Source organism: Azospirillum sp. A26 (genome assembly GCF_042604635.1).
Taxonomy (GTDB): Bacteria; Pseudomonadota; Alphaproteobacteria; order Azospirillales; family Azospirillaceae; genus Azospirillum; species Azospirillum palustre.
Genome location: NZ_CP170474.1, coordinates 390494 through 405152, shown reverse-complemented (window position 1 = coordinate 405152; position 14659 = coordinate 390494). Strand labels below are relative to the sequence as shown.

Here is a 14659-nt window from a genome sequence, read left to right as displayed (position 1 = left end):
CCGGGTTTGGGTGAGGATGGTGATGACAGCGCGCAGGCGCCGGGATCCGCTGGCAAAGCAACTGGTGGATGCCCTGGCCGAACGGATCTCCAGCGGACAGTTCAAGAGTGGCGACCGGCTGCCGAGCGAACAAGACCTGATCGACGAATTTGGCGTCAGCCGCACCGTGGTGCGCGAGGCGATCGCCAACCTGAAGGCGGTCGGCATGGTCTCCACCCGGCAGGGGCTGGGGGCCTTCGTTCTGCGCGACGCCGCGATCCTGCCCTTCCGCATCGAGGAAGCGACGCTGGAGGCGGTGAACGAGGCGATTTCTGTGCTGGAGGTCCGCATCAGCCTGGAATCGGAAGCGGCCTATCTCGCCGCCATCCGCCGCGATGACGCCCAATTGGTCCGGATGCGCGAGGCGCTGGACACGATGACGGCGGCGGTGGAGGCGGGAGAGGATGCCATCGACGCCGATCTGGCCTTTCACAGCGCCATCGCCGCAGCGACCGGAAACAAGCATTTCCTGGCCCTGTTCTCGTATCTCGGATCGCTGCTGATCCCGCGCGCCCGCGTGCGCTACGGGCATCTGGAGGGGGATTCGCGCCGCCAGTATCTGCGGCGGATCAACGACGAGCACCAGACCATCTATTCCGCCATCGAACGCCAGGACCCGGAGGGCGCCCGCGCCGCCATCCGCCTGCATTTGAACGGCAGCCGCGACCGGCTGCGTGCCGGCGGCGACTTCAAGGCGACCGCCGCGACGGGCTGAACGTCCGCCCGCTCCGGGTTTGCGGGACCAGGGGACGCTGCCGGACCGCCGGCCGCGTCCCTTTTGCTTTGTGGACCGGCTTTCGCCATGTCCGAATTGGTGGGAAGGCGGATTGCCGCTGTCCGCATCAAACCACTTGTATGATGACTGATATGATGGTAATCGTCCTGTCATCGGATGACGACGGTGTCGGACGGATCGCCGCGAACCCGGCCCGGATCCTCCAGGCACGCCATCGTCCAAAAACCACCATGCCCGCAGCCTTTCTCCTGCGGATCGTGTCTCCACCGTTTTCCAAGGATGCCCCCGATGGAACCGCAAGCCCTGAAGGCCGTCGTCAGCGAAGGTCTCCTGTCGTTCCCGCTGACCGATTTCACCGCCGACGGCACCTTCGAGCCAGGTGGCTATGCCCGCCGCCTGGAATGGCTGAAGCCCTATGGCGCGTCGGCCCTGTTCGCCGCCGGCGGCACCGGCGAGCTGTTCTCGCTGACGCCCGACGAGCACAGGAGCATCGTCTCGCTGGCCGTCGAGGTCTGCGGCAAGGAGGTGCCGATCATCGCCGGCGTCGGCTATTCCACCCGCATCGCCATCGAAATGGCGCGGGCCGCCGAGAAGGCCGGGGCCGCCGGCATCCTGGTGCTGCCGCATTACCTGACGGAAGCCGACCAGGAAGGCGTCGCCGCCCATGTCGAGGCGATCTGCAAGTCGGTCGGCATCGGTGTCATCATCTACAACCGCGCAACCTGCAAGCTGGGCGCCGACCGTCTGGCGACGCTGGCGGAGCGCTGCCCCAACCTGATCGGCTTCAAGGACGGGGTGGGCGACATCGAGATGATGACGACCATCCGCCGCAAAATGGGCGACCGCTTCAGCTATCTGGGCGGCCTGCCGACCGCCGAGGTCTATGCCGCCGCCTATCGCGCCATCGGCGTTCCGGTCTATTCGTCGGCCGTCTTCAACTTCATCCCGCGCACGGCGATGGAGTTCTACCAGGCGGTCGCGTCGGGCGATACCGCCACCACCGACCGGCTGCTCGACCGGTTCTTCCTGCCTTATCTGGCGATCCGCAACCGCAAGGCGGGTTATGCCGTCAGCATCGTCAAGGCGGGCGCCGCCATCGTCGGCCGTCCCGCCGGCCCGGTGCGCGCGCCGCTTGTCGACTGCACCCCGGCCGAGGTCGAGGATCTGCGCGCCCTGGTCGAGGCGCTGGGTCCCCAGTAAGTCCGCATAGCGCACGGCAACAAACCATCGCCGGACGGGCAGGCGCCGGGCTTCAGTTCCCGACGCCGGACACAAGGTGCAGCCAGGAAGCCGGATCCGTCGAACGGGTCCGGGAACGGACTGCCGCGCCTGCCCGCCCTCATGCCTTGAGGGAGGAAATTTCATGACAATCGAGAGCACCGCCGTCAACGCCGAGCGCGCGTCCTATTCGACCGCCGCCGCCCAGCCCGCCGCTAAACAAACCAGGGTCCGCTATCTCATCCTGGCGATGCTGTTCCTGGTCACGGTCATCAATTACGCTGACCGGGCGACGCTGTCGATCACCGGCCCCGTGATCTCGAAGGAGTTGGGGATCAACGCCGCCGAGATGGGCTTCATCTTCTCCGCCTTCGGCTGGGCCTATGTGCTGGGCCAACTGCCGGGCGGCTGGCTGCTCGACCGCTACGGGTCGAAGATCGTCTATGGGCTGAGCATCTTCATCTGGTCGGTCTTCACGCTGATGCAGGGCTCCATCGGCTTCCTGGCTGGCGGGACGGCGGTCGCCACGCTGTTTGCCCTGCGCTTTGCCGTCGGCTTCGCCGAAGCGCCGTCCTTCCCCGGCAACAGCCGCGTCGTCGCGGCGTGGTTCCCCGGACAGGAGCGGGCGACCGCGTCGGCCATCTTCAATTCCGCTCAGTATTTCGCCACCGTGCTCTTCGCGCCGCTGATGGGCTGGCTGACCCATTCCTTCGGCTGGCACTGGGTGTTCGGCGTGATGGGCGGGCTCGGCATCGTCATGGCCGGCGTGTGGATGAAGACCGTCTACGCGCCGAAGGACCATCCCCGCATCAATCAGGCCGAACTGGACCACATCGCGGCCGGCGGCGGCTTGGTCAACATGGACGACGGGCAGAAGAAGGCGGTGTCCGCCGAACAGGGCGGAGCGAAGTGGGACTACATCCGCCAGCTCTTCGCCAGCCGCATGATGGTCGGCATCTTCCTCGGCCAGTTCTGCATCAACGCCATCACCTACTTCTTCATCACGTGGTTCCCGGTCTATCTGGTCCAGGCCCGCGGCATGTCGATCCTGAACGCCGGCTTCATCGCCTCGATCCCGGCGATCTGCGGCTTCGTCGGCGGCATCCTGGGCGGCGTGATGTCGGACGCCATGCTGCGCCGGGGCTATTCCCTGACCGCGGCGCGCAAGACGCCGATCGTGCTGGGCATGGTGATGTCGATGGCGATGATCGCCTGCAACTACACCGATCTCCAGTGGGTCATCGTGTCGCTGATGGCGCTGGCCTTCTTCGGCAAGGGCATCGGCGCGCTCGGCTGGGCCGTGATGTCGGACTGTGCGCCGAAGGAGATCACCGGCCTCAGCGGCGGCGTGTTCAACATGTGCGGCAACCTGTCGTCGATCTCGACGCCGATCATCATCGGCTACATCATCCAGAGTTCCGGCTCGTTCAACGGCGCCCTGGTCTTCGTCGGCGCCAACGCCCTGATCGCGGCGGTCAGCTATCTCGTCGTCGTCGGCGAGATCAAGCGGATGGAACTGAAGAAGTAACGACCGGCGGGGTGGGGTTCCCGCCCCACCCCGTCCAATTCCACGTCGAACGGTTCGGCAAAGGGTCTTTCCCATGTATATCGGCGAACAGCTCATCAACCCCACCGACAAGCGCCTGCGCCTGTCCGCCCAGCTCGGTGCCCGGGGCATCGTCATCGACAGCCGGCCGAACGCGCCGGTGATGGCTGACGGTGACGTCCAAGCCGGGCTGTGGGACGGCCGCAAAATCGCCGAGCAGCGCAAGTGGGTGGAGGGCCATGGCCTGACGCTGGACTGCCTGGCGCTGGACGTCGGCTCCATCCTGCTCGATAGCCTGCGGGAGCCGGATAAGGCGGCGGCCACTGCGGAGCGGCTGCGCCACAACATCCGCGCCGCGGCGGACGGCGGGGTCGAGACGGTGAAATACACGGTCGCCATGGTCGGCATCACCCGCACCGGCGTGGTCGACGGCCGCGGCGGCATGAAGTGCAGCACTTTCCGCGCCGACGAGTACAAGGCGGAGAACGACGCCCGCTTCTCCTACTGGGGCACCGTCCTGCCGGAGGACGAGACGGGGACCAAGCCGTCGCCGCTGGCCGCCCGGGGGACCGCCGAAACTTGCGGGCAGGTGATGGCGAGCGAGGCCGGCGGCGTCAGCGAGGCCGATGGCTGGCGCGCCATCGAATATCTGGTCGAGGCCATCCTGCCGACCGCCGAGAAGGCCGGCGTGAGGCTTGCCTGCCACCCGCACGATCCGGCCTATCCGCCGGGGGGCCTGAACGGCGTCCACCATGTGCTGGGCTCGCTCGACGGGCTGCGGCGCTTCATCAACCTTGCGCCGGAGAGCAAGTCGCTCGGCTTCAACTTCTGCCAGGGCACCATCGCCGAGATGTCGCGCAACCCGACCGAGACGGTGCTGGAGGCGATCCGCGAGTTCGGCCCGCAGAACCGCATCTTCATGGTCCATTTCCGCAACATCAAGGGTGGCTACCTCGACTTCCGCGAGGCGATGCCGGACGAGGGGTCGGTCGACATGGCGGCCTGCATCCGCGCCTACCGCGAGGTCGGCTACCAGGGGATCCTCTGCCCCGACCATGTGCCCTTCTCCGAGGTCGATCCCGACCGTGAGCGCTTCTTCGCCTTCGCGCTCGGCTATACCCAGGCGCTGCTGCAAGCCGCCTGATCCGACCATCCCGCCGTTCCCGCTGTCGAGACTCCCGCATCATGGCAACTCAGATGTCGTCGCCCAAGGTCACCGAAATGCTGATCGTGCCGGTCGCCGGCCAGGACAGCATGCTGCTGAACCTGTCGGGCGCCCATGCGCCCCACTTCACCCGCAACGTGGTGATCCTGAAGGACAGCGCCGGCCACACCGGCGTCGGCGAGGTGCCGGGCGGCGAGCGGATCCGCCAGACGCTGGAGGATGCTCGCGCCCTGGTGGTCGGCCAGCCGGTCGGCGCCTGGAACGCCATCCTCAACAGCGTGCGCCGCGGCTTCGCCGACCGCGATTCCGGCGGGCGCGGTTTGCAGACCTTCGACCTGCGCATCACCATCCATGCGGTGACGGCCCTGGAGGCGGCGCTGCTCGACCTGCTGGGCCAGTTCCTGGAGGTGCCGGTGGCGGCCCTGTTGGGCGAGGGGCAGCAGCGCGACGCGGTGGAGATGCTGGGTTACCTGTTTTATGTCGGCGACCGCAACAGGACCGATCTGGGCTACCGTGCCGAGACGGACGCCAAGGACGACTGGTTCCGCCTGCGCAACGAGGTGGCGCTGACCCCCGACGCGGTGGTGCGGCTGGCCGAGGCGGCGCACGACCGCTACGGCTTCAACGACTTCAAGCTGAAGGGCGGCGTGCTGCGCGGCGAAGAGGAGATCGAGGCGGTGACGGCGCTGGCCAAGCGCTTCCCCCAGGCCCGCGTCACGCTGGATCCCAACGGCGCGTGGTCGCTGGAGGAGGCGATCCGCCTTTGCAAGGGCAAGGGCGACGTGCTGGCGTATGCCGAGGATCCCTGCGGCGCCGAGCGGGGCTATTCCGGGCGCGAGGTCATGGCGGAGTTCCGCCGCGCCACCGGCCTGCCGACCGCCACCAACATGATCGCCACCGACTGGCGCCAGATGGGCCATGCCATCCAGTTGCAGTCGGTCGACATCCCGCTGGCCGACCCGCATTTCTGGACCATGCAAGGGTCCGTCCGCGTCGCCCAGATGTGCCACGAGTGGGGCCTGACCTGGGGGTCACACTCCAACAATCATTTCGACATTTCGCTGGCGATGTTCACCCATGTCGCCGCCGCCGCTCCCGGCCGCATCACTGCCATCGACACCCATTGGATCTGGCAGGACGGCCAGCGCCTGACGAAGGAGCCGTTCCGCATCGAGGGCGGTCTGGTCGCCGTACCGCAGAAGCCGGGTCTGGGCGTCGAGATCGACATGGACGAGCTGGCGAAGGCGCACGACCTCTACAAGCGGCACGGGCTGGGCGCCCGCGACGACGCCACGGCGATGCAGTACCTGATCCCCGGCTGGACGTTCGACAACAAACGGCCGTGCCTGATGCGGTGAAGCCGCTCCGCAACGCCTTCAACCCGACCAAACAGTCAGGGCAAGCCATGACCCAGAAGCCTCTCTACATCCTGGTCCATCCCGAGGACAACGTCGCCATCGTGGTGAATTCCGGCGGGCTGCCGCCGGGGACGGAGTTCGAGTGCGGGCTGGTCCTGACCGACTTCGTGCCGCAGGGACACAAGGTGGCGCTGGCCGACCTGGACGAAGGGGCGTCGATTGTCCGCTATGGGCAGGTGATCGGCACCGCCGCCCGGCCGGTGCGCCGCGGCGCCTGGATCGAGGAGTCGCTGGTCCTGCTGCCGCAGGCGCCGGATCTCGACACGCTGCCGTTGGCGACCGCCGTGCCGCCCGATGCACCGGCGCTGGACGGCTACACCTTCGAGGGCTACCGCAATCCCGACGGGACGGTCGGCACCAAGAATGTGCTGGGCATCAGCATCAGCGTGCAGTGCGTCGCAGGCGTGATGGATTTCGCCATCGAGCGGATCAAGAAGGAATTGCTGCCGAAATACCCCAACGTCGATGACGTTGTCGCCCTCAACCACACCTACGGCTGCGGCGTGGCGATCAACGCGCCGGGCGCCGTGGTGCCGATCCGCACGCTGCAAAACCTCGCCCGCAACCCCAACCTGGGCGGGGCGGTGATGGTGGTCGGGCTCGGCTGCGAGAAGCTCCAGCCGGAACGGCTGCTGCCGGCCGGGGTCGAGCCGAGCATCGTCACCTTGCAGGACGAACGCCACCAGGGCTTCGGCGACATGGTCGCCTCCATCCTGGAGATGGCGGACCGCCGGCTGGCCCAGCTGAACGAGCGGCGGCGCGAGACCTGCCCGGCGTCGGACCTCGTCGTCGGGCTGCAATGCGGCGGCAGCGACGCCTTTTCCGGCGTGACCGCCAACCCGGCGCTGGGCTATGCCGCCGACCTGCTGGTGCGGGCCGGGGCGACGGTCATGTTCTCCGAAGTGACGGAGGTGCGCGACGCCATCCATCTGCTGACGCCGCGCGCCATCGACGAGGAGACCGGCCGGGCGCTGATCCGCGAGATGCGCTGGTACGACGACTATCTGGAGACCGGTTCGGCCGACCGCAGCGCCAACCCGACCCCCGGCAACAAGAAGGGCGGCCTCGCCAACGTGGTGGAGAAGGCGCTGGGCTCCATCGCCAAGTCGGGCACCAGCCCGATTGCCGGCGTGCTGTCGCCGGGCGAGCGGGCGACGCGCAAGGGGCTGCTCTATGCCGCCACGCCGGCCAGCGACTTCATCTGCGGCACGCTGCAACTGGCGTCGGGCTGCAACATCGAGGTGTTCACCACCGGGCGCGGCACGCCTTACGGCCTCGCCATGGCGCCGGTGATCAAGGTGGCGACGCGGACCGAGCTGGCCTCGCGCTGGCATGACCTGATCGACGTCGATGCCGGCCGTATCGCCACCGGCGAAGCCACCATCGAGGATGTGGGCTGGGAGCTGTTCCGCCTGATCCTGGAGGTGGCGAGCGGCCACAAGCAGACCTGGGCCGACCATTGGGGGCTGCGCAACGCGCTGACCCTGTTCAACCCGGCGCCGGTGACCTGATCCGGCCTGACCGGACCCGAAGACCCCCGCGGCGGAGATGACCGGAGCAACCGGCGCCCGCGGCGGGAGGATATATCCACACAAGGGAGGATAACCATGGGACGCCGCACCGGCATCGCGCTGGCGATGCTGCTGACTTCCGCTGCCTTCGTCGCAGCCGTGCCGGCGCAAGCCGACAGTTTCGCTTATGTGTCCAACGCCGGCAGCAACGACATCAGCGTCTTCCGGCTGGACGGCAACAGCGGTGCCATGACCCCGATGGGGACGGTGCCCTTCGTCGGGGTGGACAAGCCCGGATCCTCCACCCCCCTGGCGCTCAGTCCCGACCGGCGCTTCCTCTATGCCGGCGTGCGCTCGCAGCCCTATCAGGTGCAGATCTTCGCCATCGACGCGGCGACCGGGAAGCTGAGCCATCTTGGCAGCGGCCCGCTGGCCGACAGCATGGCGAACATCGTCACCGACCGCAGCGGCAAGTACCTGTTCAGCGCGTCCTACGGCGGCGACAAGGTGGCGGTCAACCCAATCGGGCCGGACGGCAAGGTCGGGCCGCCGCAGCAGGTGGTGGCGACCGGCAAGAACGCCCATTCGATCCAGCCGTCGCCCGACAACCGCTTCGCCTTCGCCACCAACCTGGGGTCCGACCGGCTGGTGCAGTTCCGCTTCGACGCGGCCACCGGGGGATTGAGCGAGAACGATCCGCCGTCGGTGGCGCTGCCGGTGAAATCCGGTCCGCGCCACATCGTCTTCCATCCTGACGGCCGCCACCTCTATCTGGTGGACGAGCTGGACGCCGCCGTCGCGGTGTTCGCCTACGACCCCGCGACCGGCAGGCTGACGGAGATGCAGCGCCTGCCGTCCCTGCCGGCCGATTTCAAGGGCGAGCCCTGGGCCGCCGACATCCACACGACGCCGGACGGCCGCTTCCTCTACATCTCGGAACGGCGGACCAGCACCATCCGCTCCTTCCGGATCGACCCGGAAAGCGGCGAGCTGACCCCGCTCGCCAGCGTGGCGACCGAGGAACAGCCGCGCGGCTTCAACATCGACCCGACTGGCCGGTTCCTGGCGGCGGTGGGCGAGAAGTCGGACGGCATGACCGTCTACCGCATCGACGGCGGCAGCGGCGCGCTCATCCCGCTCGCCCGCTATCCGGCCGGCAAGCAGCCGAACTGGGTGGAGTTCGTCACCGCGCCGTAAAAGGCACAGGTGCGGGCCGGTCAGCCGGCCCGCACCTGTGCCAGGAAGCGGCCGACCTCGCCGCGCAGGCTTTCGGTCTGCATCGACAGCTCCCGGACATTCTCCAGCACTTCATAGGCGACCGTGCCGTTCCGCCCGGCGGCCTCGTTCACGCCGCCGATGCTGGACGACACCTCGTGGCTGCCCCGGGCGGCCTGCTGGATGTTGCGGCTGATCTCGCGGGTCGCAGCCCCCTGCTGCTCGACCGCCGAGGCGATGGAGGTGGCGACGTCGTTGACCCGGCCGATGACCTGCGCCACGTCCCTGATCTCGCGCACTGCCTGGGCGGTCTCGCCCTGGATGGCGGCGACCTGGGCGGCGATCTCCTCGGTTGCCTGCGCCGTCTGGTTGGCGAGCGCCTTGACTTCGGTCGCCACCACGGCGAAGCCGCGCCCGGCTTCGCCGGCACGGGCCGCTTCGATGGTGGCGTTGAGCGCCAGCAGGTTGGTCTGGCTGGCGATGGAGTTGATCAGGCCGACCACGGCGCCGATCCGCTCCACCGCGCCGGCCAGCCCCTCGACCTTGCCGTTGGCCCGTTCGGCGCTCTCGACCGCCTCGCGGGCGATCTCGGCCGACGAGCCGACCTGGCGGCTGATCTCGTTGATCGAGCTGGTCAGCTCCTCCGTCGCCGCGGCGACGGTCTGGACGTTGGCGGAGGTCTGTTCGGTCGCCGCGGTGACGGCGCCGGCCAGCCTGCCGGTCTCGTCGGCGGCGCGCGTCATGTCCTGGGCGCGCCGTTCGATGGCGTCCGCCTCGCCGGCGACGTCGTGAATCAGGTTGCCGACGGTCTGTTCGAAATGGCTGGCGAGCGTCGTCATCGCCTCCCGCTTCTCGGCCGCGGCACGCTCCGCCTGCTCGGCCTGGCTGGCTTCCAGGCTGGCCTTGGCCTGGGCGTTCTCCTTGAACACCTGAAGCGCCTGCGCCATGCCGCCGATCTCGTTGCGCCGCGTCGCCTCCGGGAAAGTGACGCCCATGTCGCCGGCGGCGAGCGCCGTCATCTTGTCGCGCAGACGATGCAGCGAGCGCACGATGTCGCGGTTGACCATGAAGGCGATCAGCACCAGCGCGGCAATCAGCGCGGCGGTGGCGGCGCCGGTCCTGGTCAGGAATTCGTGATAGGCGGCGTCGATGTCGTCGGTGTAGACGCCGGAACCGACGATCAGGCCCAGCGGCTGGTAGCGCTGCACATAGTTGGTCTTCAGCAGCGGGACGTCGGACCCCAGCTTCGGCCAGACATAATGGATGATGGCGTTGTCCTGACGGCGCAGCGTGTCGACGATCTCGCGGACGAAATACTTGCCGGCCTTGTCCTGGAGCCCCATCCGGTCGGTGCCGACCGCCTTGTGGTTGGAGGGATTGGCGACGGCGATGCCGTTGAGATCGTAGGCGAACAGATAGTCGGCGCCGTCATGGTAGGACATCGCATGCACCGCGTTGCGGAAGCGCGCCAACGCCTGCTCGCGCGGCAGGGTTCCCGCCTCGACCTCGGCATTCAGCCCCTTCGCCATGCCGACCGCCATCTCCACCGCCGCGCGGATGGTGTCGATGCGGTCGTCGATCATGCGCTGGTGGGCGAAGCTGCTGCTGATGGCGATCACCACGGCCGGAGCCAGGACGGACAAGGCGACCAGTGCGGTCAGCTTTGCCCGGATCGTCAGATTTTCCAGGAGTCTCATGGGTGCCTTCATGTCGCGCGCGTCGGGGGCGGCAACTGATATACTACGAAGGAGGAGGGCGGGTGAAATCGGATTGGCTGATTTCAGTAATATACTGACGCTATCCAGTTAAAAAATTATTCCAGCCACGTTACCGCTTCGAGGCGGTCTCCATGCTGGAGAAATGGGCGAGCGTCGGGCCGGCGACCTCGCGCAGCAGGGCGGCGAAGCGTTCCGCCGCCGGCGACAGGGAGCGGCCGGTCTTGCGGATGAAGCCGATCCGGCGCACCAGCCCGGCGGTGCGGATCGGCTCCACCACGATGCCCTCGCAGGAGGCGGCGTCGACGGCGGATTCCGGCAGGACCGAGACGCCGAGCCCGGCCCGCACCATGCCCACCGCCGTCGACATGTAGTTCGCCTCGCAGGACAGGCTGATCTCCAGCCCCTCCTTCTCCAACGCCCGCTCGACCAGCGACCGCACGCTGGTGCCGCGCGCCGTCAGGATCATCGGGAAGGCGACGATGTCCTTCAGCAGCAGCGGGCGCCGGCCGTTCAGCGGGTGGTCGGCCGGGAAGAAGGCGCACATGCGGTCGCAGAGGAAGTCGATCACCTCGACGTCGCGGTCGGGACCGACCCGGCTGCCGATCCCGAAATCGACCTCCTCCGCCTTGACCAGTTGGATGATCTGCTCGGCGACGACGTCGCTGACCCGGACGTCGATGTTGGGGTGGTCTGCGGCGAAGCGGCGGATGGCGATGGGCAGCAGCCCGGCGGCGACCGACGGCAGGGTGGCGACCGACACCGAGCCGCGCCGCAGCCCGGCCAGATCGTGGCTGACGCTCATCACCGCATCCAACTCGGCCAGCACCCGCTGCAAGGCGGGCAGCAGGTCGCGGCCCGCCCGGGTCAGCACCACCTGCCGCTTGTTGCGGTCGAACAGCCGCACGCCGAGGCTTTCTTCGAGCTGGCGGATCTGCACGGTCAGCGCCGGCTGCGACAGGTTGACCTCCGCCGCAGCCTTCGTGAAGCTGCCGAGGCGAGCCACGGCGACGAAGGCCTTGATATGTCTCACTCCCTGGAGCATGGCGCGCCTCTTATAGAAAAATCAAATTACCGTGATACAACAAATTCATTTCTCTAATCTGATTGTGGGTTCGTACAGTGTCAATCGCAGACACCGCTTCGGTACGGTGCGGCAAAGTGGCTGATTTATAAAAGGCCCCGCTGCCAGTGCTTCCGTTGGCCGGAGTCGCAAAAGACGCAGTTTTATTGAAATCCGCTCATGCGGCGTTACTCGGGGATCGAAGCCGGCCGCCCGCAGGACTCCGCCATGTTTCTTCACTGGACGTGAAGGGATCGTGCAGCGGACGGAAAACAACAATAACAACGGCCATGGAGGAGGTTACATGCTCGCGTTACTCGGCTTGGCAACCATCGTCGTTCTGCTGGCGGCGATCATGACCAACCGGATGTCGCCGCTGGTCGCGCTGATCGCCGTGCCGATCATCGCCGCGCTGGTGGGCGGCTTCGGTCTCGAAACCAGCAAGTTCATCATTGCCGGCATCCGCTCCATCGCGCCCACCGCCGGCATGTTCGTCTTTGCCATCATCTTCTTCGGTGTCGTCACCGATGCCGGGATGATGGACCCGATCATCGACCGCATCCTACGGGTGGTTGGCACCAAGCCGGCCCGCATCACCATGGGCACCACCCTGCTGGCCCTGCTGATCCATCTCGACGGGTCGGGCGCCGTCTGCTTCCTCATCACCATTCCGGCGATGCTGCCGCTCTACGACCGGCTGGGCATGGACAAGCGCATCCTGGCGCTGTGCGTGTCGATGGCGGCGGGCGTCAATTTCCTGCCCTGGACCGGCCCGATGATCCGGTCGGCCGCTGCGCTGAAGGTGCCGGTGACCGACATCTTCAATCCGCTGATCGCGGTGCAGGGCATCGGGCTGCTGTTCATCTTCACCGTCGCCTTCCTGCTCGGCAAGCGCGAGGAGCGGCGTCTCGGCCTGTCCTCGCGGCCGTTGGCGGCGGGGGAGGCGCGGTCGGTCGGCGCCATGGGGGTGGATGCCGCCCCGGTCGGGCCGGCGCCGCGCGTGCTGACGCCGGAGCAGATCAAGATCCGCCGTCCCAAGCTGTTCTGGGTCAATCTGATCCTCACCGCCGTGATTATGGCCGTGATGATCGAGGGGGCGGTCGATCCGGTGGTGATGTTCATGGTCGGCACCGTGCTGGCGCTGATGATCAACTATCCCGACGTCAAGATGCAGAAGGAGCGCGTCGACGCCCACGCCAAGGCGGCGCTGATGATGGCGAGCATCCTGCTGGCGGCCGGCGTCTTCACCGGTATCATGACCGGCACCAAGATGCTGACGGCCATGGCCCAGTCCGCCGTCGCCTTCGTCCCGCCGGACATGGCGCAGCATGTTCCCTTCGCGCTGGGCATCCTGTCGATGCCGCTCAGCCTGCTGTTCGACCCGGACTCCTATTACTTCGGCATGATGCCGGTGATCGCCGAAGTCTATAAAACGCTGGGCGGCGATCCGATCCAGATCGCCCAGGCCTCCGTTCTCGGCCAGATGACCGTCGGCTTCCCGGTCAGCCCGCTCACCCCCGCTACCTTCCTGGTCGTCGGCCTGTGCGGCATCGGGCTGGGCGAGCACCAGAAATTCTCGATCCCCTATCTGTTCGCCGCCTCGGTCGTCATGACCATCGCCGCGGCCATCCTCGGGGTCATCCCCTTCTGACGCGGGCCCAAGGGGGTTCGCACACAGGAGTACCATCATGAAGACCATCCGCATCGGATCGGGCGCCGGCTATTCGGGCGACCGCATCGAGCCGGCCGTTGAACTGGCCGAGAAGGGTGACATCCAGTATCTCGTCTTCGAATGCCTGGCGGAGCGCACCATCGCCATCGCCCAGGGCGCCAAGCTGAAGGACCCGGCGCAGGGCTACGACCCGCTGCTGGCGGAGCGCATGCTGGCGGTGCTGCGGCCCTGTCATGAGAAGGGCATCCGCATCGTCACCAACATGGGGGCGGCCAACCCGGCTGCCGCTGCGGCGAGGACGCGGGACATCGCCCGGTCGCTCGGCCTGGAGGGGCTGAAGATCGCCGCGGTGTCGGGCGACGACGTGCTGGAGACGCTTAAATCCGGCGACCATCGCATCGAGGAAACCGGTGCGCCGGTCTCTTCGATGGCCGGCAGTCTGGTCTCCGCCAATGCCTATCTCGGCGCCGCCCCCATCGTCGAGGCGCTCAAGGCCGGAGCCGACATCGTCATCACCGGCCGCGTCGCCGACCCGGCCCTCTTCCTCGCCCCGCAGATCTTCGAGTTCGGCTGGTCGATGGAAGATTGGGACCGGCTCGGCAAGGGGACATTGGTCGGGCATCTGCTGGAATGCGCCGGCCAGATCACCGGCGGCTATTTCGCCGATCCGGGTCTGAAGGACGTCGCCGCCCTGGCCCGGCTCGGCTTCCCCATCGCCGAGGTGGGAGAGGACGGTAGCGCCGTCATCACCAAGGTGGCGGGATCCGGCGGCGCAGTGACCACCGCCACCTGCAAGGAACAGCTGCTCTACGAGATCCACGACCCCGCCGCCTATTTCACCCCCGACGTGGTGGCCGACTTCTCGCAGGTGCGCTTCACCCAGGAGGGGCCGGACCGGGTGCGCGTGGCCGGCGCCACCGGACGCCCGCGGCCGCCCACGCTGAAGGTCTCGGTCGGCTACATCGACAGCTTCATCGGCGAGGGGCAGATGTCCTACGCCGGTCCTGGCGCGCTGGCGCGCGGCCGGCTGGCGCTGGAGATCGTGCGCGAGCGTCTGGCGCTGACCGGTGTCGCGGCGACCGAACTGCGCTTCGACCTGATCGGCGTCGATTCCATCCACGGCACGGCGCTGTCCACCGCCGGCGGGCAGGAGCCCTACGAAGTGCGCGTCCGCGTCGTCGGCCGCACCGGCAGCCTGAAGGAGGCGCAGCGCATCGGCAACGAGGTCGAGACCCTCTACACCAACGGCCCGGCCAGCGGCGGCGGCGCCACCAAGTCGGCGAAGGACGTGGTGGCGATGCTGTCGGCCCTGCTGCCCCGCGAACTGGCAAAGCCCGCCATCGAGTTTATGGAGGCCTGAC

At 67.6% G+C, this 14659-nt stretch carries 11 protein-coding genes; 9 read left to right on the top strand and 2 right to left on the bottom strand.

Annotated features, from left to right (window positions below; translation table 11 throughout):
- The first annotated feature begins 22 nt into the window (after window positions 1–22).
- From ABNQ39_RS25535 to ABNQ39_RS25505, 7 genes are all read left to right on the top strand, one after another.
- Entirely contained in the window at window positions 23–754 is a 732-nt protein-coding gene (locus ABNQ39_RS25535; protein ID WP_376963512.1) for a FadR/GntR family transcriptional regulator, read from the top strand.
- A gap of 309 nt (window positions 755–1063) precedes the next feature.
- Window positions 1064–1975, top strand: a complete 912-nt coding sequence (gene kdgD / locus ABNQ39_RS25530; protein ID WP_376963509.1) for a 5-dehydro-4-deoxyglucarate dehydratase — start codon at window positions 1064–1066, stop codon at window positions 1973–1975.
- A gap of 163 nt (window positions 1976–2138) precedes the next feature.
- A complete protein-coding gene (locus tag ABNQ39_RS25525) occupies window positions 2139–3521 on the top strand; it encodes an MFS transporter (RefSeq protein ID WP_376963506.1) in 1383 nt (460 codons plus the stop codon).
- A 73-nt stretch (window positions 3522–3594) separates the two neighbouring features.
- Complete coding sequence (locus ABNQ39_RS25520; protein WP_376963504.1) at window positions 3595–4683, top strand: mannonate dehydratase; 1089 nt, start codon at window positions 3595–3597, stop codon at window positions 4681–4683.
- Between the two features lie 41 nt (window positions 4684–4724).
- A complete protein-coding gene (gene gudD / locus ABNQ39_RS25515) occupies window positions 4725–6062 on the top strand; it encodes a glucarate dehydratase (RefSeq protein ID WP_376963501.1) in 1338 nt (445 codons plus the stop codon).
- Window positions 6063–6109: 47 nt separating this feature from the next.
- A complete protein-coding gene (gene garD / locus ABNQ39_RS25510) occupies window positions 6110–7633 on the top strand; it encodes a galactarate dehydratase (RefSeq protein ID WP_376963498.1) in 1524 nt (507 codons plus the stop codon).
- Between the two features lie 96 nt (window positions 7634–7729).
- Entirely contained in the window at window positions 7730–8830 is a 1101-nt protein-coding gene (locus ABNQ39_RS25505; protein ID WP_376963496.1) for a lactonase family protein, read from the top strand.
- A gap of 20 nt (window positions 8831–8850) precedes the next feature.
- Here ABNQ39_RS25505 and ABNQ39_RS25500 read toward each other — a convergent pair whose 3' ends face one another.
- Entirely contained in the window at window positions 8851–10545 is a 1695-nt protein-coding gene (locus tag ABNQ39_RS25500; protein WP_376963493.1) for a methyl-accepting chemotaxis protein, read from the bottom strand.
- Between the two features lie 130 nt (window positions 10546–10675).
- Window positions 10676–11608, bottom strand: a complete 933-nt coding sequence (locus tag ABNQ39_RS25495; protein WP_376963490.1) for a LysR family transcriptional regulator — start codon at window positions 11606–11608, stop codon at window positions 10676–10678.
- A gap of 322 nt (window positions 11609–11930) precedes the next feature.
- On the opposite strand from ABNQ39_RS25495, the gene ABNQ39_RS25490 reads away from it, so the two are divergent.
- Both ABNQ39_RS25490 and ABNQ39_RS25485 read left to right on the top strand, forming a co-directional pair.
- Window positions 11931–13277 (top strand): CitMHS family transporter, encoded by a 1347-nt coding sequence (locus tag ABNQ39_RS25490; protein ID WP_376963488.1) that lies wholly within the window; start codon window positions 11931–11933, stop codon window positions 13275–13277.
- Window positions 13278–13314: 37 nt separating this feature from the next.
- The gene (locus ABNQ39_RS25485) at window positions 13315–14658 is read left to right on the top strand and encodes an acyclic terpene utilization AtuA family protein (protein WP_376963485.1); all 1344 of its coding nucleotides are present in this window, start codon (window positions 13315–13317) and stop codon (window positions 14656–14658) included.
- Window position 14659 lies beyond the last annotated feature (1 nt).

Coding starts and splice junctions, on each gene's coding strand:
- ABNQ39_RS25500 (WP_376963493.1), bottom strand. CDS start 10,545: ATGAGACTCCTGGAAAATCTGACGATCCGGGCAAAGCTGACCGCACTG.
- ABNQ39_RS25535 (WP_376963512.1), top strand. CDS start 23: ATGACAGCGCGCAGGCGCCGGGATCCGCTGGCAAAGCAACTGGTGGAT.
- ABNQ39_RS25525 (WP_376963506.1), top strand. CDS start 2,139: ATGACAATCGAGAGCACCGCCGTCAACGCCGAGCGCGCGTCCTATTCG.
- gudD (WP_376963501.1), top strand. CDS start 4,725: ATGGCAACTCAGATGTCGTCGCCCAAGGTCACCGAAATGCTGATCGTG.
- ABNQ39_RS25490 (WP_376963488.1), top strand. CDS start 11,931: ATGCTCGCGTTACTCGGCTTGGCAACCATCGTCGTTCTGCTGGCGGCG.
- garD (WP_376963498.1), top strand. CDS start 6,110: ATGACCCAGAAGCCTCTCTACATCCTGGTCCATCCCGAGGACAACGTC.
- ABNQ39_RS25495 (WP_376963490.1), bottom strand. CDS start 11,608: ATGCTCCAGGGAGTGAGACATATCAAGGCCTTCGTCGCCGTGGCTCGC.
- ABNQ39_RS25520 (WP_376963504.1), top strand. CDS start 3,595: ATGTATATCGGCGAACAGCTCATCAACCCCACCGACAAGCGCCTGCGC.
- ABNQ39_RS25485 (WP_376963485.1), top strand. CDS start 13,315: ATGAAGACCATCCGCATCGGATCGGGCGCCGGCTATTCGGGCGACCGC.
- ABNQ39_RS25505 (WP_376963496.1), top strand. CDS start 7,730: ATGGGACGCCGCACCGGCATCGCGCTGGCGATGCTGCTGACTTCCGCT.
- kdgD (WP_376963509.1), top strand. CDS start 1,064: ATGGAACCGCAAGCCCTGAAGGCCGTCGTCAGCGAAGGTCTCCTGTCG.